A 2,413-nucleotide genomic window follows, 5' to 3' on the forward strand; every position below is an offset into this window, starting at 1 on the left:
CCCGCCGGACATCGGCGGCGGTGGCCTCCGCCGCCACGGCCGTCGGCGGGACCCTGCGGCGGAGGAGGTCGTCGACGCGCAGGTTCTGCAGGTCGAGCGCTCCGGACATCGGGGTGCGCAACGACGAATCGAGGGCGCCGACGTTGGCCGAGTGTTCCACGAGGTGCCGGATCGTGGCCGCGTCCTGGCCACCGATCGTCGCGTGGTCGACCGGTTGCACTCCCGTGGCCTTCACCAGACGGTTCGCGACGGAGTTGACCCACAGCAGCAGGGGGCGGAACAGCCAGATGAAGGCGCGGGCCGGTGGCCCGGTCAGGATGGCGGAGGTCTCCGGATGGGCGATCGCCCAGGACTTCGGTGCCATCTCGCCGACCACGAGGTGCAGGAAGGTCACGATCAGCAGTGCCAGCACGAACGCGGCGACGTCGCTGAGCCAGTACGGCAGTCCCACCAGGCCCAGGAGTGCCGAGAACCAACTGTCGAACGCGGGTTTGGTCACGGCACCGAGGGCGAACGTGCAGGCGGTGATGCCGAGTTGCGCCCCGGCCAGCATGAGCGTGAGTTCGTTCACGCTCCGCAGCGCGGCGCGGGCGCCGCGGCTGGTGGACGCGGCGTCCTCCAGGCGGCTGCGGCGGGCCCCGAGGAGGGCGAACTCGATGATGACGAAGAAGGCGCTCAACGCGATGATCGCGACGGTCGCCGGCAGGACGATCCACAGGTTCGTCATCCGTGCTCCTCCTCCGGGCGGGTGTCGCCGTCGTGCTCGCCCCGCGATTCGTGGAGTGTCAGGGAGACCAGCGTCGGAACGCGCTTGGCGACCCGGAGCACCTCCACCGTGAGGTGCCGGTGCACGGGGGTGTCCAGGGCGAGCTCGGCCGGATCGGCCTGCAGCTCCACCCGGACGCTGTCCCCCACGGCGGGGAACGCACCGAAATGCGCGATGACCAGCCCGGAGACCGTCTCCCAGTCGCCGCGCGGGAGCGTGTGGCCGAGGGCGCGTTCGACCTCGTCGACGTGGACGTCACCGCCGAGTCGCCAGGTGTCCTCGTCGACGGGCTCGACGGCGACCGGCGGGTGGTGGTCGTGTTCGTCGGTGATCTCGCCGACGACCTCCTCGGCCACGTCCTCCAGGGTGAGGATGCCGGCGAAGCCGCCGTGCTCGTCGATGACGCACGCGAGGTGGTTGCGGGAGGCCGTCATCCGCCGGTGCGCCTCGGGCAGCGGCATCAGGCTGGGCACCACCATCGGCCGGCGCATCAGCGCGCGGACGGGCCGGTCCTCGGCCAGCGACGTGCCCAGCACATCGATCAGGTTGACCACGCCGACCGGCTCGTCGCCTGCGTCGATGACCGGGTAGCGGGTGTGTGCCGCCGCCATCAGGGACCGTACGGTCCCGATCGTCGTGTCGGGCTCGACCGTGTCCACCCGCGACCGCGGGATCATCGCGTGCTCGACGGTGTACTCGGGGAAGTCGAGGATGCGGTCGAGCATCATCGACAGCTCCTCGGGCAGGTCACCGCTCTCCCGGGAGTCGGCGACGATGTGTTCCAGGTCGCGGGCGGTGGCGCTGCTGTCCACGTCGTGCACCGGTTCGATCCGGACCAACCGCAACAGCGCGTTGGCCGCGTGGTCGAACACGGTGATCAACCACCCGAACACGGTCAGGTAGAGCCGTGTCGAGCGGACGAGACCGCGGGCGAGCGGACCGGGATTGGCGATCGCCAGGTTCTTCGGGAACAGCTCGCCGAAGATCATCTGCACGACGGTCGACACGGCGAGGGCGAGGACGGTGGCGACCGTGATGCTCACCGACGCCGGGCCCCCCGCCCCGCCGAGGAGCACCCCGAGGCTCTCCCCGACGAGCGGTTCGGCGACGTACCCGATGAGCAGGCCCGTCACGGTGATCCCCAGCTGCGCCCCGGACAACATGAAGGAGGTGCGCTCGGTCACCGACAGCACACGCGAGGCGACCCGGTCACCCTCGGCCGCCTGCGCGCGGAGCCGCGCCCGGTCCACCGACATGTAGGTGAACTCCTGGGCGACGAAGTAGCCGTTCGCCGCGATGATCACCAGGATCGCGAGGATGCCCAGCAACAGGGTCAGCGTGGCGGTCAGCATCGCTCACCGCCCGCCGTCACCGGGTCGATGCCCTGTCCGGGTGGGCCTGCTGACGGGCTGGAGCGGATCGCTCTGCTCACGGGGGTGGAACGCCTCCGAGTTCTCCGGTCGTGTCACCGAACGCTCCGTACGCCGTCTCCGACGTCTCCGGGTTCCCCTCCCCGTCGGAGCGCGACCGTTCCGGGAGCGCATGCCGCTACCGTACGGCACAGATCATCGCGACCGCGATCACGGGTCCGCGACGTCGCCCCCGGGCACGGGTCGGGCGGGCCCCGGGCGGCGCGTCTACAACCCG

General features: G+C 70.9%; 2 protein-coding genes. Both read right to left on the reverse strand.

Going from position 1 to position 2,413, the window contains the following annotated elements; all coding sequences use genetic code 11:
• Positions 1-727: CNNM domain-containing protein (locus ACTIR_RS0115350; protein ID WP_026454943.1), on the reverse strand; the 727-nt coding region annotated here is incomplete at its 3' end.
• Positions 724-2,118: a hemolysin family protein gene (locus tag ACTIR_RS0115355; RefSeq protein WP_026454944.1), complete on the reverse strand. Its 1,395-nt coding sequence runs from the start codon at positions 2,116-2,118 to the stop codon at positions 724-726. The genes ACTIR_RS0115355 and ACTIR_RS0115350, both read right to left, overlap by 4 nt.
• Positions 2,119-2,413: the final 295 nt, after the last annotated feature.

This window comes from Saccharomonospora iraqiensis subsp. iraqiensis, from assembly GCF_000430445.1.
Taxonomy (GTDB): Bacteria; Actinomycetota; Actinomycetes; order Mycobacteriales; family Pseudonocardiaceae; genus Saccharomonospora; species Saccharomonospora iraqiensis.

Bases quoted from the DNA above. Each gene is read 5' to 3' on its own strand.
- ACTIR_RS0115355 (WP_026454944.1), bottom strand. From the start codon at position 2,118: ATGCTGACCGCCACGCTGACCCTGTTGCTGGGCATCCTCGCGATCCTG.